This window comes from Mycobacterium sp. SM1 (genome assembly GCF_018361265.1).
Lineage (GTDB): Bacteria > Actinomycetota > Actinomycetes > Mycobacteriales > Mycobacteriaceae > Mycobacterium.
In genome coordinates, this window is sequence record NZ_JAFLNH010000004.1 from 247,608 (window position 1) to 269,433 (window position 21,826).

The window sequence follows — 21,826 nt, forward strand, 5'->3', positions numbered from 1 at the left end:
ATGGTGCGAACACATGTTCGATACTCGGCAGAAGGAGGGCGCTGTGGACGCGGCTTACAAGTCTGAGCTGGGCTTACTCTACAAGGGCGACTGCTTGGAGTTGTTGCCAGCACTAGACGATGGATGCGTTGATCTAGTCTTCGCGGACCCGCCATTCAATCTCAAGAAGGACTATGGCAAGGGGATCGACGATGCCCGTCTAGCGGAGGAATACCTCGCATGGTGTGAGTCCTGGATCAAGGAATGCGTTCGCGTCCTTGCGCCAGGTGGAGCGTTCTACCTCTTCAACATCCCCCGCTGGAACATCGAACTTGGTCACTTCCTCAACAATGCCGGCATGGCCTTTCGGCACTGGATCACCATCGACATTAAGTATGGATTGCCGATTCAAAACAAGCTTTACCCGTCGCACTACAGCCTTCTGTACTACACGAAAGGCAAGCCCAAATCCTTTGTGCGGCCGCGGGTTCCCATTCCGGTGTGCCGACACTGTGGCGGCGATGTGAAAGACTATGGCGGTCACAGAAACAAACTGCATCCGGATGGTCTCAACCTAACAGACGTCTGGGCTGACATCCCTCCCGTCCGACATGCCAAGACTAAGCGACGTGGAGCCAACGAGTTGTCTGAGAAGCTTCTTGAACGCGTACTCACGATCTCGTCTGTGCCCGGGGACTTGGTGCTTGACCCGTTTGGTGGCAGCGGCACCACGTACGCCGTCGCGGAGCGAATGCACCGTCACTGGATCGGTATCGAACTCGGCGATGTGGAGCCGATTGTGCGGCGGATGACCGGTCAGGCAGCCGACGTGGTGCTCCCCGGGCTGGGCGATTCAGCCAAAGGTCTGACAGCAGAGCGGCGGCTCAAATCAGCGCCCGCCCATCCGTCCCTTTGGTGATGGTCGGGACACTTTCGTCGAGCGCGTCATGCTCGAAGACGACGATTCCCAGATAGGCCTTGGCCGGTAGAACCTTGCCGTAGCTCGACCACAGGGGCAGGTATGGCACGAGTTCTTGGTAGTTCCCGACACGATCGGTAAGAAAGCGATAGGTAGCGCGACTTGGGACTACCAGAATGCCTCCACGAAGCTCGCCCTCAAAGGCGCCCAACAACATACGATTTATTGCCCGGTGGCTTGATGAAATGTTGCCCGTCTCCCATTCAGCGCCAAACTTCACCCCATCGTTGAACGTGTACTCGGCATCAAGCCGCCTGGGCCTGCTCTCCGGCAACCATCCTCGCGCTACAAGAACCTCCACGAACGCATTTTTGATCGGCTTGACGCCATTGCCGTCTCTCGTCGGGTTCAAGGTGAAGTCGGCCGCGCCAGGCGGCCAGGCGATAGCAGCAATCGCAGCCGTGATGTCGTTGTGCACTTTCGTGAACTCGGGGGTTGTCGTGAACGAGTTGTCGATCATGTGGTGCCACCCCACCAGCTTCATGCTTAGCATTGTGTCAGCCCCCTGCGGTATTGACGTCTAGCTAACACGTCCGTGCCGGCGAGATACCGGCGCCCGAGGGCAATTTGTAGGCGTACCGTAGGCGTACCGCAACCGTACTGGCAACGCCCGAAAGCGTTATCTTGCAGGTGATTCGGTGCGATCAGCTAACCATTTTCCGCTGGTCGAAGGGCGTTGAAAAGGGACTCATAATCCGTTGGTCGCGGGTTCGAGCCCCGCCCGCCCCACGTCAGACGCCGATTTTTCAGCCGGGTGGCGCGCGGATCCGAGCCGGGCGCGGGCGGCCGTTAAGCTTCAAGAGCCAGATAGTTACCCGCGCATCGGTGTGCCCTGTGCAGGCCGTTCGGCGGGGATGTTCCGGAGGGGCGACCAGGGGATGAAGACGACGTCGCTGGTGGCGACCGCCGTACTTGCTACGGCGGCCGCGGTCCTGGGGGCCTCTGTTGCTGGATGCAGCAGCAATTCGAAGCCGGCCGCGCCGCAGCGATCAGCCTCCCCGGCCCCCGGCGGCCGGGGCCCAGCCCCCGCCTCGGCACCGGCCCGCTCCGCGGACTACACGACGCTGCTCATCGGCCCCGGTGAGATCAACGCGCCGGAAGCCTTCGCCGCAGGCCAGCCGAGGCGGAATCCGGATGGTCAGGAAGGCGCGCAGATGACATTCAAAACTCAGGACGGCGGCCACGCCATCATCGACACCATCCTGATCTTTCCGGACCCCGCCGCGGCCCAAGCCGCGCTGGACGCCGCAAAGGCCACGCTGCCGGGGGCCGGCACCGGAAAGCCCGCCCCGGTACGCGTCGGCACCGGGGGGACGACGGTCTCGGGAGACGCAGCGGATGGGTCCAAGGGTATGACGATGTTGCGTTTTACCGAGGGCAGGGCGTTCGTCACCCTCGAATTCGACGGCCCTCCCGGCGTGCCCGCACCGCGGGATTTCATCACCGACGTAGGCCGAAAGCAAGACGCCGCGATCAAACAGCGACTCCCAGCCTAACCGGGCTGCCTAGCTGGCCGCCGGGCCGGTGGCGTACCCGGTGATTTGTCGATGCCCCCCGGGAACCCTGTCATACGCATAGCATCCTGGCGAGGAGGCACCATGTCATCTCCGGCGCTCGGCCTGCCGCAGCAGATGCTGCGGCGCCGGCCGCTCAGTGGGGGACCGGTCGCTCCTGGCGCCTCAGATCACCTGCGGCGCAGGCTGGGAACGTTTCAGCTCACCATGTTTGGCGTCGGCTCGACGGTGGGCACGGGTATCTTCGTCATTCTCTCGGTGTCGGTACCGCAGGCCGGTCCGGCAGTGATCATCTCGTTTGTCATCGCCGGCGTCGCAGCGGGTCTGACCGCCATCTGCTACGCCGAGCTCGCTTCGGCGCTACCGGTTTCCGGATCGGCCTACTCGTACTCCTACGCCATCCTTGGTGAGTTCGCGGCAGTTTGCGTCGCGGCGTGCCTTGTGCTTGAGTACAGCGTGTCCACGGCCGCGGTGGCTGTCGGGTGGAGTCAGTACCTGAACAAGGTGTTCAGTAACACGTTCGGAGTTCAACTGCCCCAAGCTATTTCAGCTGGGCCGTGGGATGCCCATGCCGGCGTTGTCAACCTGCCCGCCATCGTCTTGGTGGCCATGTGCACGGCGCTGCTAATCGGCGGCGTCAGCGAATCGGCCAAGGCGAACACGGTGATGGTGCTGATCAAACTGGCAGTGCTGCTGATGTTCGCGGTTATTGCCTTCACCGGGTTCAGCGTGCGGCGGTTTGCCGACTTCGCGCCGTTCGGGCTCTCGGGCATTAGCCTGGCGGCGGGCACGATCTTTTTCACCTACATCGGGCTGGACGCGGTCTCCACCGCCGGTGACGAGGTCAAAGACCCCCAACACGCGATACCGCGAGCGATTATCGCGGCCATGCTCATCGTGATCGGTGTCTATGTGCTCGTGGCGGTCGCCGCGGTGGGCGGCCAGCCATGGCAAGAGTTTCAGGGTCAAGAGGCGGGGCTGGCCGCGATCCTGGACGCCATCACCGGGAATGCCACCGGCGGCACGATCCTGGCTGTCGGCGCGGCGGCATCGATCTTTTCGGTCACGCTGGTGACGATGTACGGCCAGACCCGAATCCTGTTCGCGGTGGGCCGTGACGGACTATTGCCCGCGACGTTCGCGACGGTCAACCCGCGCACGATGACGCCCATCAGCAACACCGCGATCGTGGGTGTCGTGGTCGCGATCCTGGCCGGCCTGGCGCCCCTGGAACAGCTGGCCGAAATCGTCTCCCTCGGCACCCTGGCCGCGTTCATCGTGGTCTCGCTGAGCGTGATCGTGCTGCGGGTCCGGGCGCCGGAGGTGCCCCGTGGCTACACGATGCCCGGCTATCCGATCACGCCGATCCTGTCCGCGGCGGTGTGCGCCTACATCGCGTGCAGCCTGCATTGGTACACCTGGATCGCGTTCGCCGGCTGGTTGGCGCTGGCGTCGGTTTTTTACCTGGTGTGGGGTCGCCGGCACAGCGCGCTCAATGACCGTGGGAACGCCGACATCGCCACGCCCCCGCCCGCCGACGGCCTCTAGGCGGTCGAGCCGCCAAGGACGGCCGGTGCGGTGGGGTGTCGGCCGGGCTGATCCCCGTCGCCGGTGCAGCGGCGAGCGGCGCCGCGCCGAGGCGTCACCCGGCAGCGGGCGGTGGCTGGCATACGTAAAACGGCGACCGGCGCGCCATGGCCGGCTGGCCACGAGTCTCACGGGCATCGCGGCAAACGCCGGCGGCCGTGCCCGGCATACTGGGGCAATGCCCGATCGCAATGTGCTGGGCGGCCCCCTGGAGCCGTGCGGCACCGATCCGCTCACCGGCTTTTACCGCGACGGCTGTTGTTCGACCGGGCCCGAGGACCTTGGCCTGCACACCATCTGCGCCGTCGTGACGGCCGAGTTCCTCGAGCACCAGCGCTCCATCGGCAACGACCTGGTGACGCCGCGGCCCGAGTACCGGTTCCCGGGCCTGACACCCGGTGACCGCTGGTGCGTCACCGCCCTCAACTGGCTTCGCGCCTACCGGGACGGCTGCGCCGCTCCGGTGGTGCTGGCCTGCACCCACGAGCGCACCCTCGACGTGGTCGCTTTGGAGGCGCTGCGGGAGCACGCCGTCGACGTACCGGATGACCTGGGCGAGCTGTAGGCGATCACCGGCCACCGCGCCGTCGTAGCTGGCGGTGCGGGCCACACCCGGCACCGAGTTGCTTGCTTGACGGCACTCCACGGCAACGCCGGTGAAAGGTGCCGTCTTGACGGTGCCGCCCCGCCGATGCACCTGCCGTGCTGCCAGGGCACACCCAGGGGGCTAGCCGGCCGGTGACACCGGCGCCGGATGCCGCTGCGCCCATGGGCGGGATTCTTCGAGTTGGGCGGCCAGCTGTAAAAGATCACCGTCGGCACCGAGGCGGCCCACGAACTGCACGCCCAGGGGAAGCCCGGTGCCGGTCCAATGCAGCGGCACGCTGATCGCGGGTCGTCCGGTGAGGTTGGCGAGCTGCGTATAGGGCACCCAGCCCAGGCTCTGCTGGATGAGGTCATCCAGAATTTTGAGCAGCGCCAGCACTTTTCCGGCGCGCAACTTGCTGATCACCCGCGAGAGCGCCTGCAAGGGACGTGGTGTCGCGGTGGCACCGATCATCAGGGGAGGGGTGGCCAGGGTGGGGGTCAGAAAGTAGTCGTAGCTCTCGTGAAACGTCGCCAGGGATTGGATGTAGGTGTTGCGGTTTTCCAGCGCAAGCATCGGCGCCAGCACGCCGGCGGCCCGGCCAAGCTCACTCATGGCCAGGGTGTCGGCCTCGAAGTCGCTGTCACGGGCGCCGATCCGCTGTTTAATCTCCGCGACTTGCCGGTGGAGCTGCGCGAACCAAATGGCGAGAAAGTCGCGTGCCAGTGCGGCCTCATCGAAGGGTGGCGGGACTTCCTCGACGTGATGGCCCAAATCGCTCAGCAGCTGCGCCGTCTCCTCCACCGCGGCGATGGCCTCCCGATGAGGATGGGGATTGATCACCGAATAGGTCGAGTACCCGATCTTGCAGTTGCCCGGCCGCTTCTTGATGTGTGCCGCGAACGGGACCTCCGGAAGCGCAACCTGATAGCCGGAGCGTGGGTTGGGGCCGATGATCGCGTCGCAGAGGGCGGCGCTGTCGCGCACCGTGCGCGAAACGACGCCCTGGGTTGCCATGCCGAACAATGGCTCGCCGGTCTGGGGCCCGTAGGGCGAGAGCCCCCGGCTGGTTTTGAGGCCCACGAGCCCGTTGCAGGCGGCGGGGATGCGAATCGAACCGCCGCCGTCGTTGCCCCCTGCTGCCGGAACGATTCCCGCCGCGACGGCCGCCCCGGATCCGCCCGACGAGCCACCGGGAGTGCGCCCGGTGTTCCACGGGTTTCGGGCCGGACCCCAGTACTCGGACTCGGTTACGGCCTTGGCCCCGAACTCGGGCGTATTGGTCATGCCGAAGATCACCAGGCCCGCATCGAGGAACCGTTGCGTGACCAGGGCGTGCCGGTCGGCCACGTCGTTGGCCAGCGATCGTGACCCGCACGAGGTGGGAAACCCCCGGTAGTGCTGATCGAGGTCTTTGATCAGAAACGGGACTCCGGCAAATGCGCCGCGCAGGTTCGGGTCGGCGGCCTGCCTGTCGGCGACGTCGTCGAGGCGACGGACGATCGCGTTCAACCTGGGATTGACGGCGTCGGCGCGCTGGCGCGCCAAAGCCAGCAGTTCGGCCGGGGTGATCTGCTTGCTTTTGACCAGCTCAGCAAGCGCCGTCGCATCCAGTGACAGGTACTCGTCGAGACGCATTGGCCGATCCTATGGCCCAGCGCCCGATTGGGGTCGAGGGGCACTTACGGTTTGCGGGCCTTCGGCGCTAGGTGCGCGTCGGCCGTCTCAGTACGGTGGTCGGTATGAAATACCTGGATGTCGATGGAATCGGAAAAGTCAGCCGGATCGGGCTGGGTACCTGGCAGTTCGGCTCGCTCGAGTGGGGCTACGGCAAGCGCTACGCCGCCGGTACCGCCCGGGACATCGTTCGGCGGGCCCTGACGTTGGGGGTCACGCTGTTTGACACCGCCGAGATATACGGGCTGGGAAAAAGCGAACGGATACTCGGCGAGGCGCTCGGCGAGCGTCGTGGCGAGGTCGCCGTGGCCAGCAAGGTCATGCCGATCGCCCCGTTTCCCGCGGTGATCAGGCAGCGGGCGCGAGCCAGCGCGCGCCGACTGCAGTTGGACCGCATCCCGCTCTATCAGATCCATCAGCCCAACCCGCTGGTCCCCGACGCGGTGATCATGCCGGGAATGCGGGACCTGCTCGACAGCGGGGTCATCGGCGCGGTCGGCGTCTCGAACTATTCCCTGTCACGGTGGCAGAAGGCCGATGCCGCGCTCGGGCGCCCGGTCATCAGCAACCAGGTCCATTTCTCCCTGGCCCATCCCGGGCCCCTCGACGACCTCGTCCCGTTCGCCGAGCGCGAGAACCGTGTCGTGATCGCCTACAGCCCGCTGGCACAAGGACTACTGAGCGGCAAATACGGCCTGGACAACCGCCCGGGCGGAATTCGCGCGCTAAACCCGTTGTTCGGCGGCGAGAACCTGCGCCGAATCGAGCCGCTGCTGGGCGTGTTGCGTGACGTCGCGGCGGAGGTGGGCGCCAGACCGGCGCAGGTAGCGCTCGCCTGGCTGATCAGCCTGCCGGGCGTGGTCGCCATTCCCGGGGCGTCCAGTGTCGAGCAACTGGAGTTCAACGCCGCCGCCGCGGACATCGAGCTGAGCGCAACGTCACGCGACGCGCTCACGGACGCGGCCCGAGCCTTTCGGCCGGTGCCGATGAGGCGCTTCCTCACCGATACGGCCCGCGAGAAGCTCGCACGCCGGTGATCCGGGCTGCGCTGAGTTGCGTGACGAGCGGCCAGCGCACCGTGGTCTTAGCGGCCGGCGCCGGATCCCCCGCTGCGCGTCACCGGGCCGCGTGGTTCCATTTGACACATGCCTGAGATAGACCGACGCAGGCTGATGGTGACGATGGGGATCGGCGTCGTGGCGAGCGCGATCCGGGTTCCGGGTGCCCGGGCCCGCCCGTCGCTGCTGGCCGCACCGGTGGAGCAACGGCGCTCGCCCGCCGCACCGCCGGGCGCCGGCTCGGGGACCTATCTTTTTCAGGACGAGTTCGACGGGCCGGCCGGGTCCGCCCCGACTCCGTCGAAGTGGACGGTGGCGCGCGCCCGGGAGTCGATGAAGAACCCGACGTTTTGGGAGCGGCCCGAAAACGTCGGGCAGTATCGCGACGACCGCCGAAACGTGTTCCTCGACGGCAACTCCAATCTGGTGCTGCGGGCCGCAAAAGACGGCGCAACCTACTACAGCGGCAAAGTACAAAGCGTGTGGAAGGGTGGCATCGGCCACACCTGGGAAGCCCGCGTCAAGCTGAACTGCCTGACCGCGGGTTGCTGGCCGGCCTTCTGGCTGGGCAATGAGGACCGCGGCGAAATCGACGTGCTGGAGTGGTACGGCAACGGCAACTGGCCGTCGGCGACCACAGTCCACGCGAAACCCAATGGCTCCCAGTGGAAGACCCACAACGTCGCTGTGGACAGCGCGTGGCACACGTGGCGATGCCAATGGGACGCCGCCGGTATCCGTTTCTGGCAGGACTACGTTGACGGCGCGTCACCGTACTTCGACGTCCCGGCGAACTCCCTGCCGGACTGGCCGTTCAACGACCCCGGCTACCAGATGTTCACGGTTTTCAATCTCGCGGTTGCCGGCTCGGGCGGGGGCGATCCCCGCGGAGGCACGTATCCGGCGGACATGCTCGTCGACTGGGTGCGTGTCTGGTAAGGCCTACGTGTCTGGTAAGGCCTACGTGTCTGGTAAGGCCTACGTGTCTGTTAAGGCCTGGCGCAGCGCTGCCCGCAAGCCGGCCGTGGCAGTCCCGTTCCCCAGCCCTGACTTCCGCAGATAGTGGGCACACGGATCGCCGGATTTGGGCGTTTACTAGCGCAAACGTGGGATGAGCCGATTTGGGTCGTGTTACTACACGACGCCAGCGATCCGGGCGGGGTTCGTCAGTCGGCGACGGCGGCGTCGATGCCGGGTGTGAAGTCGAGGTACTTGGGTGGTTCGGGTAGGTCGAGCGCGGCGAGGATGGTTTTCTGATCGCCGGTGAGGGCGGAGCGTTGCGCCACGCGGCCGTCGGCGGTGGCGAAGGTGACCAGGTGCATGCGGTCGAGTTCGTGGCGCAGATTGCGCCAGGTGTCGCCGGTGCGGGTTTCTGCGACGCGGATGAGAAGCAGTGCCAGCCAACACAGTTGGACGTGAGCGCGGATGCGGTCCTCGCGGTGGTGGTAGACCGGGCGCAGCCCCAGCGAGCTCTTGGCGTCGCGCCAGCCGCGTTCCACCGCGAGCAGCTGCTTGTAGGCGGCGGCCAAATCCTCGGCGGTAAGCGTGAGGTCGGAAGTGCGCAGCAGCCACTTGCCGTCGTAGTGGGCTTCACGTTGGGCGGCGGCGCGGTCGATGCGCAGCAGCCCGGTCTTGGTGCGCCGCAACAGCCTGCGCAGCCCGGGCTTGCCCTTCAAGGAGCCGACGAACTCGTCGCGCTTGCGTTTCGGCCAGGCGTCCGAGCCATCGATCAGCCCGGAGAGGTGCTCGATGAGCCGCTCACGCACTGCTGCGTCACGGTCGGCGGCATCCGGGTTGTGGCACACCACGAACCGCTCCGCACGCACCCCCTCGTTGTTGCCGCCGCCGGGTGCCACCCGAATCTCCTTGACCCGCAGGTTGTCGGCCACGTCGTGGTAACGGCCGGGGCGGGCCAGCGCGTCGGCGGCCTCGGCGTTGGTGTGGCGCAGCTTCTCGGCGTGGATGTAGTGCCCGCCGCCGCGGGTGAGATAGGCGCGGTTGGCCGCGGAAGCAAACCCGGCGTCGGCCACCCACACCAGCCGGTGCAGATTCCACGATCCCAGATCGTCTTTGACCGTGCGGATGATCCGCTGATCGCTCTCACTGCCGGGAAAGGTCCAGCAGCGCACCGGGATTCCGTCGCGGGTCACCGCCATCGCGATCACCACCTGAGGCCGGTCGTCGCGGTGGTCCTTGGACTTGCCGAACCGGCGCGCGGCCCGCTCGACCGCTTTCGCGGTGCCGTCGTCGACCTCGGGTTCGGGGGCCAGGTCGGCCAGTTCGTCGGGCACATCGACCTCCCAGTAGGTGGAGGTGGTGTCGATGAAGACGATGTCGACGTCCAGGTTGAGCAGGTGCGCGACCGAATCGAAGATCTGCGCGGCGATCTCGCCTAGCGCGGCGAGCAAAAAGTCCATCGACCGATACGCCGCGTCATCGGAAAACCCGGGGCACTCGGCGATCGCGACCCGTTCGGCGACCCACCGTGTGGCGCCCAGCTTGCTGCCCGGTTCCAGCGCCCGCTGCGCCACCAGCGCGAACAGCACCCGCTCCACGGTCGCGGCGTCCAGGCGCCGGTCCGCGGCGACCCGGCGCAGCGCCGCGCCCACACCCAGCCGGTCCCAGAGTTGGTCGAGCACCCATGCCCCGCCGAAGCGGCGCGAGTCCAAGATCTCGATCTCGCCGGTGTGCGCGGCCGCGATCGCCTGTGCCGGGTCGAGGAACCGCGAGATCGAGGCGACCAGTCGGGCCAGCGCGTCGCGGTCCACGGTGTCAGCGCGGCCGAAGTTGTGGATCACCTTCGCCGAGGGCACCCCGGTGACCGGATGGCGTTCGCTGTGCGCCAGCTGCAGATACGACACCGTCGACCCGTCGCGGTTGCGCCGCTTCGTCTCCCGCAGGTACACCCCTACACTGCTAGCACATATTCGCTGGTGAAGTCCAGCGACACGCCAGAACTCGTGTGCCTACACGAATCCGCCGTTTCGGTGACTCTGCAAGCCTCCTACCAGCACAATCGCTCCGCGCTACCCCGAAATATGCCTACGAACTGCGGAAGTCGGGTCAGCGGCTGTTGGCGTTTTCGCGGCCGAATTCGGGGATCGGGCGCTGAATCGACCGGCGGCCATACGGCCGCTAGCCTCACCGGCAGCTCATGCAGGGGCACCCTGCGGCAATCACGGTGAACGACTGGCTAAAAAGCCAGGGCCTTGATTGGTGATTGCGTGCCGATCCCATGGTGTTGATGGATCCCACCGTGATTCACGCTGAACTGGTATCGAGGCGGTTAAGGTGCGGGACCGACTGCTCCCCAACCGGTTACGGTGCTGGTCCGACTGTAGTCCGGCGCGATCACCTGCGACGAGCGGAGCCGGTCAGCGGCCGACCGTCAGCCGGCTGGAGCAGGCAGATGACCGAATTCTTGGCCGCAAGCCTCGCCATTCATGGCGGGTGAGCCCATCCTATGTGTCGGCGGGCGTAGCCCGGCGCTTAGAGAGGTCGGGCTTGGCCGTCGATGTATTGCTTGATGATCGACAGCGGGGCGCCTCCGCAGGAGACGGCGAAATACGAAGGGGACCACAGGTGGCTGCGCATGCCGGCGCGCCCGCATGCGCCGGTGTATTCCCGGCGAACGGCGTAGGCCGTGCGGCCTTTGAGGCGGTGCGCCAGCGTCGAGATCGCCAGCGTGGGCGGATAAGCGACCAGCAGATGCACGTGGTCGGCTTCGCCGTTGAACTCGACCAACTCGACATCCAGCTCGGCGCACACGGTGCGCATGGTGGTGTCGGCGAAGGTGAGCATCGGGTCGGTGAACAGTTTGCGTCGGTATTTGGTCACGAAGACGAGGTGGGCGTGCAGCAGCGACACCCTGTGCCGGGCGCGGCGGTACGTCGTTTGTGTCAGTGGGCACCTCTACGGTTGAGCTGTGGGTAACAGCTACCAGCAGGCAACGACACCGGACACTATGCCGGTGGGCAAGTCGCGTGCGCGGAAACGCGCGAAGGGGGCGCCCACGCATGTGCGGTCGTGGCCGCTGCGCCCGGCGCCGACGCAGTGCCGAGAGATTCGGACCCGGTTTTTCACCGGTGCGCGGGTGTATAACGCGGTGCTCGATGAGTTCATCGCCCGGTGTCGCGCGGTGAAGGCCGATCCGGCGTGGCAGGCCGCCCGTGAATTGCCACATCGCAGCCCCGCTGAGCGTCAGGTGCGGCGGGCGGCGTTTCGGTCGGTGCAGGCCGCTCATGGTTTCACCGCCGATGCCGCGCAGTCGTTGGCCTCGTCGCTGCGGCGGTCGTGGGTGCGGGAGCACCTGCCGGCGCAGGAGACCCAGAGTCTGGGGGCGCGAGCGTTTGATGCTGTGTGCCAGTGGCACGTCGGCACGAAGGGCAAACCGCGTTTCAAGTCCAAGCGGGGGTTGCGTTCGCTGGCGGCCAAAGACGGCAACGGTGCGCTGCGGCCGAACACCGATGATGCTGGGCGGTTAATCGGGTTGCAGTGGGGCGCGGGGTTCGTGGTTCCGATCGCCGCGCCCGCCCAGACAGGTCGCCGTGGTAAGGAGCAGCGGGCCGAGTTGGCCGAGATTGAGGCGCTGATCGCCGCGGGCAAGGTGTTGTCCACCCGCATCGTGCGCACCGTCATCAATGGGCGCGACACCTACCGCATGCAACTGGTCTGCGATGGGCGCCCCACCCGGCGGCATCCGGTCGGTGATGGCCGGGTGTCGTTTGATCTGGGGCCCAGTCAGATCGCGGTGGCCCTCGAGCGCAGCGACGGGGCCTGGGTGGGATGGGTTGAGCCGCTGGCTGATCGCATCCGTTTGAACACGCTGCGGTTACGCCGTGCCCAGCGGCGCATGGATCGTGCGCACCGTGCCGGCTCGCCGGGCTGCTTCAACCCCGACGGCACGCATAAGACTGGCCGCTGCGACTGGCAGCAGCGTTCCCGCGCCGCCACGCAGAGCGCCACGGTGGTAGCTGAGCAGCATCGCCGGCTCGCGCAGCACCGTAAGACGTTGCACGGGGCGCTGGCTAACAGGTTGTTGGCGCACGGCGGCGATGTGGTGTGTGAGAAGCTGAATTACGTTTCGTGGCAGAAGAACTTCCCGCGCACTGTGCGCGACCGGGCACCGGGACTGCTCGTGGAGACCATCCGCCGCAAGGCTGAAAGCGCCGGCGGTGGTCGTCTCTACCAGTACAGCCCATACACGACCGCCTTGTCGCAAACCTGCCTGTGCGGGACGAAAAAGAAAAAGCCGCTCTCCCAGCGGGTGCACCGTTGCGGGTGCGGCATCAAAGAAGATCGGGACCTGTTTTCGGCCTACCTGGGACTGCATGTCCGGACGCAGGCTGATGGTCGCGACCGGCTGGACTTGCCGTCAGCCCGCGCGGGCTGGTGGCATCGTCAGGACGTCGACGAGCCGCCGAAGTCCAGCCGTAGTGCGCAAGCACACAAGCGGCGAGGCCGCAGACATCCGCCTTCGCGGAGGTCCGTGGCGCGTATCAAAGCCCGGCGTAAAGCCAAAACCGCGATACGACAGAGCCGCTCGGCGCGAACCTCCACTACCGACCAGCCCACGGCGTTGCTCGCAGCATGAACAACGAGACAGCTGGCCGGCACGAGGAATCCCCGCATCTTCAGTGCGGGGAGGACGTCAAGGTGCTTGGGGTGGGGTTGGCGTGGCGGCCGATGTTCGGTCCTGCTCGGAGTCGACGAGATACGCGGTGGTGAACGGGCTGCCGTCGATGCGACGCCCCGTGTACTCGGAAAATCCCGCCGCGCAGTCTTGATTGGCCACCTCGGCGAAGGCTGGGGTATCGGCCATCGGTGCCCGCAGATAAACCTCCGCTTGGTGTGTTGTCGCGCAGTCGACGGTTGTCACGGTCAGCACGCCGGGATCGAGAGGCGCAGGGTCAGCGAGGCATTCCCCGATTTGCAGGTCAATCCACTTCTTGGTTAGGGCGCCGTGCACGGCCGGTGCGGCCGCGATCGCGGTTGTCGAGGTAACCGCGACCGGGGCGGTTGTTGCCGGCGTTCGTTGCGGCGACGTCTGCCCTGAACTTGCGGCGTCCGGGCCACACGCCGGCAGCAATACCAGTGCGGCCAGCCAAGCAGTCAGGCTCGACGACACTCGACGGCCTCGGATCCGCATCGCGGCCTCCTTGATCCCGAGCCGAAATCAACTGGCGAGCGAATCTAAGCACAGGAACCCGAAAGAAATGGCCAGTAGCCCGTTCAGGCGCGGCAGGGGAGCCCCAATTCGGCGATCAGTCCGCGCACTTGACGCTCGATTTCATCGCGGATGGCCCGCAGCTCCGCGGCGTCTTTGCCGTCTGGGTCGTCGATGACCCAGTCCTGGTAGTGAAGGCCGGGCCCGGTTGGGGCGTCGCCGCAGCCCATGGTCGCGATCAGATCGGCAGCTTGAACGATCTCATCGGTCCACGGTTTGGGGAATTCGCCGGTGATGTCGATGCCGCGCTCCGCCATCACGGCGACGACCGCGGGGTCCACCGCACCCTGGGGCCGCGAACCGGCAGACCACGCCACCGCCTCGCCGCCGGTGAGGTAGTTGAAAAAAGCCATCGCCATTTGGGATCGGCCCGCATTGTGGTTGCACAGGAACAACACCACGGGCTTGCCGTCGCGTGATTTGCCCTCCACCTTGGCCAGGGCGCGAAGTCGCTGCCGGGTGAAGCGCTCCGCCAGCAGCGCCAAAAAGTCGTAGACGGTCGCGCTGGCGGCGACCTTGTCGTAGGAGGAGTACACGAACCGTTCAATGGTCTGCGCATCGAAGGTGCCGGCGAATTCGGTGTGCAAGCGCGCGGCGGCGGCTTTGAGCGCCCGGCGCTGGTCAAGGGACAACTCAATATGAAGCCCGGGCTCGGTATCGGGTTTATACGTCATCGCCGGGCTTTTCGTGGTCGAAGGGCCGCAGGTTCGCCGCCATTAGGTCAATGGTCACCGCAGCCGATCCGCTCGTCAACTCGAGCGGCGAGCAAGGTGAGCTACCACCGTACGAGCTGGAACGGGTAGGTGTTGGTCCCTCCGGGCGCGCCGCCACACCCCGCGTCGTAGCTGGATTCCACCGAGCCGGCCAGCGTCACCGCGTCCCAGGTGTAGGTGTCATGGGAGGGAAGGAAGTAGACGACGCAGCGCACCCCGTCGGGCACATCGACGCTCATGGTGTAGCGACCGCCGGCCAGTTGCGCGTCGGCGTCATAGGGGGCTGCTTGCCCGTTGGGCTGCGGCACCGCCTGCACGTGGACACATTCCGGAGAGCAGGGTCTGATCACCCAGATCCAGGAGTGGCCCGGATCCCTGTTGGTCTCTAGAGCGTAGTTGCCGATCTGCATGCCCGCTCGGGCCGCGGGCGCAAGGGCCACCGCCGCCGCCATCACCACAACGCTGAGCGTCCACGTCTTCACGGGCTTCCCCTTCACGCGTTTCGGCATGCCCGGCCGGGCTGAATATAAGGCTTGAATGAAATTCTGCGAACTACCGGGCTTGCACCGAATCGTCAATGCGCGTGGTGGTCGGTGCTTGGCCAGCCGGGGTGCCGCGGTCCGACCGATTCGGGTGCAGGCTGGCCATCACTTCGCGGGCGGCCCGTTCGCCGAGGGCGGATGGCGTCGTCGACCCGGCCACACGTCACGGCCGGGATCCCGGTGCCGGTCCAATAGCGTGCGGCCGCACGGACGGCGCGGCACGTGGCCGAACCGGATGGAAATGGTGACATCGCGCCGCTCGGCACTCTCTGGAGCAGGAGCGACCTTTCGGCTGGAAGCGCTGGCCCACAAATGATTTCGCTTGCGATCGCACTGGCGTTGACTCATCGTGGACCCCAGGTGGTTGTCGAACCGCCGCCGCCCGATTCCCGGCTGTCGGGCCGGCGGCGCCCAGGTGACAGCAACCGGGCTGGCAGCGCCTCCACGGCGGCTAATGGTTGCCTGCTGGTGGGACAGCCGTTGAGGTTGCGCCGCCGCGCAGCTGGCTCACGGGCCGCAGCAGCCAACGTCGGATAGCCGATTCACCTGTTCGAGGGCCTGGTGAGCCATGTGGTACACGTCAGCCGTCGACGCCGTTTGGCATGGCATCTTCCGGAGCGTTGCCGCGGCGATCCCGAGCCGCACCAGCACGTCCGCGACCGCCGCCCGAGGAATGTCGACCTGGGCACCTCGATAGTTGCTCAAGATGCACTGGATCGCCTTCGGGAGGCGCTTGGCGTCGGGCGTTCCATCCGCCAAGCGGTACGGCAATTTCCAGGTGCGCGTGTCGTCGGCGGCGCCGACGTACGCGAAGCAGCGCATGCCCAGTCCGTGCTTGGGATGCAGCAACGCGTCGCCGTCGACCTCGCGCACGCTCATGGTGTCGTGACGGGGGCCGGAATCAAGATCGGCCGCCGCGAATGAGCACGGCCGGTAGATGCCGTGAACCGATACCCACCACAGGGCCTCAGGAGCATGCTCCGTGTCAAGTGTCACCAGGGCACGATCGCGCAGCCCGCCGTCGACGACATCGGCTGCGTACAGCATGGTCGCGTCGCTGACCGCGACCGCGCCGACTCGCTGGCTGGCGGCGTAGCGGCGCGCCTGCTCCAAGGCCGCGTCCACCGCTGCTCGGCGCCAGGTCAGCGAGCCGGGCCGTTTCACCTCGAGCACCAGCCGCTTGATCCCTAGCGCGGAGAGCACCACATCCGCCCGTCCGACCTGAAGGTTGACATCCGCCAGAGACCAGTCCAGGACGATCGTGAACAAGTCCTCCAGGATGTTCTCCGCGATTTTTTCAACCGGCGCGCCAGACAAGCCTTGTTGAAGTCGCTCACGTCGTCGGGCGACGAACCCTGGCCACGCCGATCGGATACGCTGCACACATTTTCGATAGGAAGCCAGCTGCATGATCTGACGTGCCGGGTCGCCGGCGGACTCGCTCATGCGTGGAGGGTACGCAAACCGCACAGCACAGTGGGGCGCTTTGCGCAAGCAAGCCCGCAGCCGGCGGCCGGTCAGTCCGGATCGGTCACGGGACGGGATGTCCTCCGATCGCGCTGGTCGGCGTCCGGGCCGCTGGCCCGATCCAACGGTTCGCCGGGTCGGTGGTTAGGCTCGGCCGCGAGGTGCTCCCAGGAGGTCGGCGGGTAGTAGTCCGACCAGCGCCCCGCGGTCTCGTAGCGAACCGCCAGCACACCCCCGGGCAGGAATTCGTAGATGTCATCATCCCCGCGGTCGAGCGGGTGATCGGCGCCGCGAAGCCACACTTTGAAGGCCATATCCACCGAGTATGGCCCGAACGCCGCACCCACGGCACCCGAGCGGGCCATCGGGCACCACGACGACGTCTACCGTGTCGAGACCGAACGGCGTTGGTATGTGTCGCTGCTGGTCGACGACGGCCCTGCGCCGGATACCGTGGTGGGGGCCGCCAGCTGTCGCGTTGCGGGTGGTCGGTGGGTTGCCGGTCGCGTGCTGTAGGAACACGTGCGGGAGGAGCAAATGCATGAATTTGGGGGCGTGGGCCGAGCGCAATGGCAGATGACGCAAGGCTCGTGATCGGCCTGTCGATCGGTGCCACCCACCTGGCGGCGGTGACCGCCGAGCGCGCCGTCATCCGCCGGTCCGTGCTGACCCTGTATCGGCAGCGGCCCCCCGAAGTCGGTGTGCCGTCGGAGAACCGTTACAAACGTAGTTGGTCGTTGTTGGCCAACTGTGCCGGGGTAACGGTTGCCCGGCCCGGATCACCGCGTACGTTCCGGCAAGGTGGGCGAGATTCGGTTCCTCGCGTCCTTGGTCGGTGGCGGCTACCGGTGGTCACCTGTCGGCTGTCGGGCCCGGCCTGGTTGGTAGCTCTCACCACATGATCCTCTGGTCGCTGTGGTGTCACACCTTCCCGCCGCCGGGCTGAAAAGCCTTGGGCGCGACGCCCGATCACGGTGGCTGCTGCCTGGTGTCGGGTGACGTTGGGGTAGGGGCGCTGCCAGTGTTGGGCGCCCCAAATGCTGCTGTAAGCCGGGTTGACTGCCAGCAGTTGGATGCCGGCGGCCGCGGCCATACCGGTCAGCCGGGTACGGAAGACCGCGGTCGGGATGCGTGATATCACGGTGTGGCGGAACCGTTTCCCGCGTGCGCCGCGGCCCATAGTTTCCCGCCCGCTCATCCTGGCGTCGGCGAAGTCGAGGTCCTCCACCGCGATCGTCGCAACACCGTGGCGGCGCGTGTACTTGATCAGCGCGGTGATGGCGTGGCGGACCTGGGCGTCACGCCGCGACGCCGACCCGGTGAGGTCGATGTCGATCCGCCTGGGCGCACCCACGGGGTTGCCGTGGGCGTCCAGCCGGCGCACCGCCAGGTGCCCATCGTTGAGATCCACTCCCACCACCGACCCGATGGCGTAGACGTCGTCGCCGACTGCGCAATTGTCGCGGCCTACCCAGTACGGCACAGACGGGATCGCCCACGCCGCGGTGAGATACACCCCAGCCCTGCCGGGTTTGCGGCTGATCGCGTAGGACACCGAGTTAGCGCCGATGATCCGCTGGACCCATTCACCGCCGCGGTGCGCGAACACCGCGCGGCCGGAGAGGACGTAACGGCCTCGTGGGGCGTTCGCGAAGTGTTCCAACGGTTTCGGCAACCGGATACTGACCTGCCCGGCCGGGGTCACTGTGATCGTGAGATTCCCGAACGGTTCATCGGGCGAGCCGTTCGCCCTGATTCGCCACCGGGATGCCTGCCACCGCCGGCGCCACTGGGCTTCGGTCAGACCGGCCTTGTCGAGGTGATGGCGCGTCGCAGCCAGGCGTTTACCGCCCTCCACCACATGCGCCACACCGTCAGCGCGGTCCTGTTGCGCCCGGGCCAGCTCGCCCCGTAGATGCCGCAGCCTACGTTGCTTCTGGAAACGTTCAGCTTGGTTGGCATACCCTCTGGCGGCCTTGGCTTTTCGGCGGGCCTTACGCTCAGCGACGGACAGCATGTCCGCGGTCGGCGCCGCTAGACGCGCCTCGATGGTGGCGATCGCCGCCCGTAACCCCGCCCCATGGCGGTACTGGGCATCGCGGGCCCGGCGGACCCGATCATCATTGGCGGCGATGATCGCATTAGCCCACCGCGCCGACGACGCCGCAGTCAACCCTTTCTTGCGGGCATTCAACCGATCCCGACGCAGCTGTCGCCGCTCGCCGGCGTTCAGCGCCGCGTCGACCGGCCCGGGCCGAGACACCACAGCAAGATCAGCGCGCCGCAACCGGCCTAGATGCTCAGCCACACGCTCTAACACCTGATCGTCCTGCGATGTCGTGCGCACCCGGGTGCTGATCGCCACGCCCACCGGTGCAGCGACCGGCTTCACCCCGCGCCACGCGCGCAACTCACGATCGGTCATGCCGCATCACCGGATTCGGTTTCAGCTGACACCGCGGCCCGTAGCCGCTTCGTCTTCGCTGAGCGCTGCCCGTACAGTCGGCCGGCGAAGCTGGTCACGATGGCCAGCATGTCGCGCGCCAGCTCTGATTCAGCCGACTCATTCTCAGGCCGGCCGATGTAGACCACCGACACCCCATAGCCGGCCAACAAGTGTTCGATCACCCCGACCCCGAACCGCGCCAACCGATCAGGATGCTCCACCACCAGCCGATCCACACCAGGTTTCATGCACTCGCTCAACGCTTTACCCAGCCCCGCCCGGCGGTCCGACAGCCCGGACGCGACATCGGCAAACACGATCAAATCGATGCCATGTTCCTGTAGTCGCGCGACCTGCCGATCGAGGCCACCTTCGGCCTGCTGCCGCCGCGACGACACCCGCGCGTACCCAACAGCCGTGCCTGTTGGAGGTTTACGCGTGAGGGCATCGAGGTCGCCGACCCGGAAGATCCGTCGCCCACCAGCACTGCGGGCATCGGGCAACCGGCCCTGTTGGGTGTAGCGGCGCAACGTACGCGTCGACACCCCCAACCGGTAGGCCGCCGCGGTCGCCGACACATAATCATCAGGGCCACGATGAGCCATGTCACCAATGCCTCATCAGGTCTTCGACCGGAAAAGGCAATTCGAGGCCATCTTCGGCCAGCATCGCCCGCACATCCGCTGCGGTGACGTTCTCGCCGTCCTTGATCGCGTAGAACGCCGCCTGTTCGAGGTGCTGCACGAATTCTGGGCGCTGCCCACACCAACGCTGCACACGTCGTTTCGCCGCGGCGCGCTCGCGCTTCTTCTTCGCCGACATCGACTTAAAGGAGTGTGCGCGGTGCGCGTTTTGCGCGGTCTTGTATCCGTAGCCCTGAGCATCATCGAGCACCTCACCGGTCGCCTCGTCGACGACGACATACCGCTTGTCATAGCTGCTGGACAGCGAGGCGCTGACGACAACCTTCGCGCTCATCGCATTTCCTCCATCACGCATCGAACGTACCACCAACGTGGCCAATAATGACCAACAAAACCATCCGAACCCAGACCGGCGAGAGTCCGGCAGTCACATACTCTCAAACAAGTCCGACAACAACCGGCCCGACCGCTACCGGCCAACAAAATCACCAGCTGTTCTCAACCCGCGGATCGACGAACCGGGCCTGGTGATCACCGACTTTGTGGACCGGGTGGGTGACCCGGCCGGTATCGAGGCGTCCGACGGTTCGACGCATCGCGGCGAGGCACTGGTTGCCCTCGCGTTGCGCGCACTTGCTTACAGCGCCACCGGTGGGCGAGCGGTGCCGCAGGTGGTGGCGGTGACCTATCCCGCCCACTGGGGACCGGCAGCGGTGGACGCGTTACGCGGGGCGCTGAGCCGGGTGTCCGAATGGTCGCGCAGCCGGTTGTCGCTGCTACCGGACGCTACGGCGGCGCTGGTCGCGCTGCACGTCGATCCTGGCGTGCCGGCCCGCGGGATCATCGCCGTCTGTGATTTCGGCGGCAGCGGGACCAGCATCACCCTCGTCAACGCAGCCGCCGGCTACCAGCCCATCGGCCCGACAGTGCGGCACACCGATTTCTCCGGCAACCTCATCGATCAAGGGCTGGTAAACCACGTCTTGGCCGACGCGGCGACGGCAGGTTGGTTGCACATCCGTAAGCTACCCCCACAGGTTGGGCATTAACGCTCACCGGTTCCACTCCACCAGCTTCATCCGCACGTCGACACCTGGTCCGAGCTTCTGCTTGAGACCCTGCATAAAACCGGCCCTCCTGACGTATCCGTGGGTGGATGGGGCCGATTCGGGGCCGTGATCTGATGGTTGAATTCGTTTGTGCTCCCTTCCGCGATAGTTGCCTGTAGCGCTGCCTGGGTGGGAGGTGTCCATGTGGAGCCCCCGAGCGCAGCGAGGCGGAACGACATGGACACCGACGAGCGGGTGAGGCGTTTCTGACTTAACCGCAGAGATGGCGTGAGAAATTACCCAACTCATGGCATCTCCCCGGTGGGGGTGGTGCTGGTGTGCCGATGGTAGTCGAGTCGCCGTTGCCGGGCACGTTCGAGTCCGTCGCGGCGGGCTTGCCGGATGGTTTCGCCGCGCCCTGTGTGCTCGTCGTCGGGGGTCACGTAACCGATCGCCTCGTACAGCCCCACGGAATTGTATTCCGTTCGCACTCTTGCGAGTTCGGCTTCCAGCAGGGACGGGTCGGTGATGGTCTCCAGGTGCGGCCACTCGCCCTTGATGTGGCCGAAGAACGACTCGATCCACGCCTGATCGGTAGGCGTGTGCGGGCGGCCATGGTGTTGGGCGATGGCCATCAGCGCCATGAACGCGCGGGTGTCGCGGGCGGTCATCGGCGGCCCGTTGTCGCTGACGGCGAGCAGGATCGGGCGGCGCGGGTCGTCGGGGTCCAGGTCGAGGCGTTCGTCAGTGAGCAGCTCCAGCAGGCCCTCGAGCTGCAGCGCGTGCTCGAAGAGCACCTTGACCTGGGTGGCGGTCTCCTCGACCGAGACCAGGGTGTCGATCCACTTGCGCGACACCACGTCCACCACCGCGAAGCAGACCCTGCGGGCGCGGGTGAAATGCGTCGCGTCCCAGATCCAGATCCGGTTCGGCGCCCACACCAGCCAGTCTGGCCACGGCTTCTTCTCGGATCGGCCGCGCGGCGCCGGCTGCGGCAGCGACAGGCCGTGCTCGACCAGTACCCGCCGGAAGCTCGACGGCGACACCCACACGACGCCCTGGTAGGAGCCGCGGTGGGCGAGCTTGCGATGGCTGCGGTCAATGGTGCCCCAGCGCTCGGTGATGTCGAGGATCGCGGCGATCTCCTCGGGCACCAGCGCGTGCACCGGATGCCCGCCCGGCGCCCGATCGACCAGGGTGCCCTCATCGCGACGGCGTGCCCGCCACCGGTGCACCCGGGAGTCGGAGACCTGCCACAGCGAGCACGCCCAGGTGTGGGCGAAACCGGCCGCGACCGCGTCGTCGACAGTTTTGAGGACTAGCTCCTTGACCTCGGCGGGGACCCGCGCCGGCACCGGC

General features: G+C 66.5%; 21 protein-coding genes and 3 pseudogenes. 10 read left to right on the forward strand and 14 right to left on the reverse strand.

Going from position 1 to position 21,826, the window contains the following annotated elements:
• The first annotated feature begins 43 nt into the window (after nt 1-43).
• Nucleotides 44-898, forward strand: coding sequence for a site-specific DNA-methyltransferase (locus tag MSM1_RS17730; protein WP_213444920.1), 855 nt, complete (start codon nt 44-46; stop codon nt 896-898).
• Here the strand turns inward: MSM1_RS17730 and MSM1_RS17735 are convergent.
• Nucleotides 864-1,442, reverse strand: coding sequence for a hypothetical protein (locus MSM1_RS17735; protein ID WP_213444922.1), 579 nt, complete (start codon nt 1,440-1,442; stop codon nt 864-866). The two genes, MSM1_RS17730 and MSM1_RS17735, sit on opposite strands and share 35 nt — an antisense overlap.
• Before the next feature lie 670 nt (nt 1,443-2,112).
• On the opposite strand from MSM1_RS17735, the gene MSM1_RS22105 reads away from it, so the two are divergent.
• The 3 genes from MSM1_RS22105 to MSM1_RS17750 all read left to right on the forward strand — a co-directional run bounded on the left by MSM1_RS22105 (nt 2,113) and on the right by MSM1_RS17750 (nt 4,624).
• On the forward strand, nt 2,113-2,454 hold the full coding sequence (locus MSM1_RS22105; RefSeq protein WP_236056853.1) for a hypothetical protein: 342 nt from the start codon (nt 2,113-2,115) through the stop codon (nt 2,452-2,454).
• Nucleotides 2,455-2,556: 102 nt separating this feature from the next.
• Complete coding sequence (locus tag MSM1_RS17745; RefSeq protein ID WP_213444926.1) at nt 2,557-4,020, forward strand: APC family permease; 1,464 nt, start codon at nt 2,557-2,559, stop codon at nt 4,018-4,020.
• Nucleotides 4,021-4,237: 217 nt separating this feature from the next.
• Nucleotides 4,238-4,624 (forward strand): DUF2237 family protein, encoded by a 387-nt coding sequence (locus MSM1_RS17750; protein WP_213444928.1) that lies wholly within the window; start codon nt 4,238-4,240, stop codon nt 4,622-4,624.
• A 162-nt stretch (nt 4,625-4,786) separates the two neighbouring features.
• Here MSM1_RS17750 and MSM1_RS17755 read toward each other — a convergent pair whose 3' ends face one another.
• On the reverse strand, nt 4,787-6,283 hold the full coding sequence (locus tag MSM1_RS17755) for an amidase (protein WP_213444930.1): 1,497 nt from the start codon (nt 6,281-6,283) through the stop codon (nt 4,787-4,789).
• A 104-nt stretch (nt 6,284-6,387) separates the two neighbouring features.
• Here MSM1_RS17755 and MSM1_RS17760 point away from each other — a divergent pair, with 104 nt between their 5' ends.
• Nucleotides 6,388-7,359, forward strand: coding sequence for an aldo/keto reductase (locus MSM1_RS17760; RefSeq protein ID WP_213444932.1), 972 nt, complete (start codon nt 6,388-6,390; stop codon nt 7,357-7,359).
• Between the two features lie 108 nt (nt 7,360-7,467).
• The gene (locus tag MSM1_RS17765; RefSeq protein WP_213444934.1) at nt 7,468-8,319 is read left to right on the forward strand and encodes a family 16 glycosylhydrolase; all 852 of its coding nucleotides are present in this window, start codon (nt 7,468-7,470) and stop codon (nt 8,317-8,319) included.
• A gap of 227 nt (nt 8,320-8,546) precedes the next feature.
• Here the strand turns inward: MSM1_RS17765 and MSM1_RS17770 are convergent, their stop codons facing one another.
• Complete coding sequence (locus MSM1_RS17770; RefSeq protein ID WP_213443518.1) at nt 8,547-10,286, reverse strand: IS1634 family transposase; 1,740 nt, start codon at nt 10,284-10,286, stop codon at nt 8,547-8,549.
• 583 nt (nt 10,287-10,869) lie between these two features.
• Nucleotides 10,870-11,283: an IS200/IS605 family transposase gene (gene tnpA / locus MSM1_RS17775; RefSeq protein WP_213445699.1), complete on the reverse strand. Its 414-nt coding sequence runs from the start codon at nt 11,281-11,283 to the stop codon at nt 10,870-10,872.
• A gap of 22 nt (nt 11,284-11,305) precedes the next feature.
• Here tnpA and MSM1_RS17780 point away from each other — a divergent pair, with 22 nt between their 5' ends.
• On the forward strand, nt 11,306-12,973 hold the full coding sequence (locus MSM1_RS17780) for a transposase (RefSeq protein ID WP_307857427.1): 1,668 nt from the start codon (nt 11,306-11,308) through the stop codon (nt 12,971-12,973).
• Nucleotides 12,974-13,030: 57 nt separating this feature from the next.
• Here MSM1_RS17780 and MSM1_RS17785 read toward each other — a convergent pair whose 3' ends face one another.
• The 5 genes from MSM1_RS17785 to MSM1_RS17805 all read right to left on the reverse strand — a co-directional run bounded on the left by MSM1_RS17785 (nt 13,031) and on the right by MSM1_RS17805 (nt 16,642).
• Nucleotides 13,031-13,528 carry a hypothetical protein gene (locus MSM1_RS17785; RefSeq protein WP_213444936.1) on the reverse strand — a complete coding sequence of 166 codons (498 nt, stop codon included), beginning with the start codon at nt 13,526-13,528 and terminating at the stop codon, nt 13,031-13,033.
• Nucleotides 13,529-13,611: 83 nt separating this feature from the next.
• Entirely contained in the window at nt 13,612-14,280 is a 669-nt protein-coding gene (locus MSM1_RS17790; RefSeq protein WP_213444938.1) for an arsenate reductase ArsC, read from the reverse strand.
• A 101-nt stretch (nt 14,281-14,381) separates the two neighbouring features.
• Nucleotides 14,382-14,771 carry a hypothetical protein gene (locus MSM1_RS17795; protein ID WP_213445703.1) on the reverse strand — a complete coding sequence of 130 codons (390 nt, stop codon included), beginning with the start codon at nt 14,769-14,771 and terminating at the stop codon, nt 14,382-14,384.
• Nucleotides 14,772-15,368: 597 nt separating this feature from the next.
• A complete protein-coding gene (locus tag MSM1_RS17800) occupies nt 15,369-16,307 on the reverse strand; it encodes a hypothetical protein (protein ID WP_213444940.1) in 939 nt (312 codons plus the stop codon).
• 71 nt (nt 16,308-16,378) lie between these two features.
• The gene (locus MSM1_RS17805; RefSeq protein ID WP_213444942.1) at nt 16,379-16,642 is read right to left on the reverse strand and encodes a hypothetical protein; all 264 of its coding nucleotides are present in this window, start codon (nt 16,640-16,642) and stop codon (nt 16,379-16,381) included.
• Here MSM1_RS17805 and MSM1_RS17810 point away from each other — a divergent pair.
• Nucleotides 16,632-16,844, forward strand: coding sequence for a hypothetical protein (locus tag MSM1_RS17810; RefSeq protein ID WP_213444944.1), 213 nt, complete (start codon nt 16,632-16,634; stop codon nt 16,842-16,844). The two genes, MSM1_RS17805 and MSM1_RS17810, sit on opposite strands and share 11 nt — an antisense overlap.
• 53 nt (nt 16,845-16,897) lie before the next feature.
• Nucleotides 16,898-17,044, forward strand: a pseudogene (locus MSM1_RS22110) (hypothetical protein); the annotation flags it as partial.
• Nucleotides 17,045-17,046: 2 nt separating this feature from the next.
• Here MSM1_RS22110 and MSM1_RS17815 read toward each other — a convergent pair.
• Genes MSM1_RS17815 through MSM1_RS17825 form a run of 3 tightly spaced genes read right to left on the reverse strand, consistent with a single transcriptional unit; the run spans nt 17,047 to nt 19,752 of the window.
• Nucleotides 17,047-18,753 carry a hypothetical protein gene (locus tag MSM1_RS17815; protein WP_213444946.1) on the reverse strand — a complete coding sequence of 569 codons (1,707 nt, stop codon included), beginning with the start codon at nt 18,751-18,753 and terminating at the stop codon, nt 17,047-17,049.
• Nucleotides 18,750-19,379, reverse strand: coding sequence for an IS607 family transposase (locus MSM1_RS17820; RefSeq protein ID WP_213444948.1), 630 nt, complete (start codon nt 19,377-19,379; stop codon nt 18,750-18,752). Before MSM1_RS17820 ends, MSM1_RS17815 begins: the two co-directional genes overlap by 4 nt.
• A gap of 1 nt (nt 19,380) precedes the next feature.
• Complete coding sequence (locus tag MSM1_RS17825; protein ID WP_213444950.1) at nt 19,381-19,752, reverse strand: hypothetical protein; 372 nt, start codon at nt 19,750-19,752, stop codon at nt 19,381-19,383.
• A 166-nt stretch (nt 19,753-19,918) separates the two neighbouring features.
• Here MSM1_RS17825 and MSM1_RS17830 point away from each other — a divergent pair.
• A pseudogene (locus MSM1_RS17830) lies at nt 19,919-20,425 on the forward strand (hypothetical protein); the annotation flags it as partial.
• A gap of 45 nt (nt 20,426-20,470) precedes the next feature.
• On the opposite strand, the pseudogene MSM1_RS22115 reads toward MSM1_RS17830, so the two are convergent.
• Nucleotides 20,471-20,560, reverse strand: a pseudogene (locus MSM1_RS22115) (hypothetical protein); the annotation flags it as partial.
• A gap of 212 nt (nt 20,561-20,772) precedes the next feature.
• The gene (locus tag MSM1_RS17835; protein ID WP_307857428.1) at nt 20,773-21,822 is read right to left on the reverse strand and encodes a DDE-type integrase/transposase/recombinase; all 1,050 of its coding nucleotides are present in this window, start codon (nt 21,820-21,822) and stop codon (nt 20,773-20,775) included.
• Between the last annotated feature and the right edge of the window lie 4 nt (nt 21,823-21,826).